This window comes from Oleiphilus sp. HI0123, assembly GCF_001635315.1.
Genome location: NZ_LWGE01001785.1, coordinates 1 through 930, shown reverse-complemented (window position 1 = coordinate 930; position 930 = coordinate 1). Strand labels below are relative to the sequence as shown.

At 42.2% G+C, this 930-nt stretch carries 1 protein-coding gene; it reads left to right on the top strand.

Going from position 1 to position 930, the window contains the following annotated elements:
- Positions 1 to 191 precede the first annotated feature (191 nt).
- Positions 192 to 930: hypothetical protein (locus A3761_RS24040; protein ID WP_156492085.1), on the top strand; the 739-nt coding region annotated here is incomplete at its 3' end.

The following is a 930-nucleotide window of genomic DNA, read 5'->3' as shown; positions in this document are numbered from 1 at the left end:
CCTGCGTATTTGACATTGTTTAACCTTATACCTTGCTTGTAAAGCTGGCAAAGCGAGAATTATGTCTACACTGAATTAAAGCCTTTCCTGATCTTGAGTAAATTATTGGTGCTTATGGTGGCATAAGTGGCAAATGTTGTAGTTATGACGAAAAGTGCAAGGCGCTCTGTTGCTTGTTTTAGGAAGAAAAAATGAAACCCGAACTCAATACATTTCAAATGCTGAATGCAGCAAAAACAAATCTTTCAAACTTGAATCGCAGCCTATCTTTGGTGGGAGCTGGTTTAGTCATCAGTTTAGCTGCTGGCTGTGCTTCAGTTGATAAGAAGGACAATAGTGCGATGTCTGATAGCTCGGCTGAGCTTAGTGTGGCGGAAGTACAGCCAAGCCAAGAGGAGCTAGCTAGGAACGAGAAAGAAAATGCTGCTAAAGCTGATGAAATGATGAAAAGCCTTAAAGCTCCTGTGGTTGAACCAGGTGCTAAGACTGAACAGCCGGTCAGCAAAGAGGTGAAGCCTACAGTTAAGGAAGTTGTCGCAGAAGTAACGCAGAAGGCCGTTACAGCGGTAGCAGACAAGGGTGTGAAGGTAGCAGTAGAAAAAGAGCCAGCTAAAGCTGAGGTTAAAAAAGTAGCTGCGAAGGTAGAGGAAGCTAAAAAAGATGTTGTTAAAGCGCCTGTTGTGCAAAAGAAAGGCTCTGTTAAGCCCTTAGCAATTAGCGAGAAAGACCTTCCTGCAAACTATGATATTTGGGTGTTAAAGCAGGGTGATACAGCATTAACTCAAGGGCTTGTTATTAGCACGCCAACTTGGGAGATGGGTAAAGAAGGTTATATGTCTCAAATTTGGCTAACCTTTAAAGAAAATGAGATTCACATTAACAGTTCTTCTGATATTGCCAGCGAAGCAAAGAATTTAGGTATTCGTATCG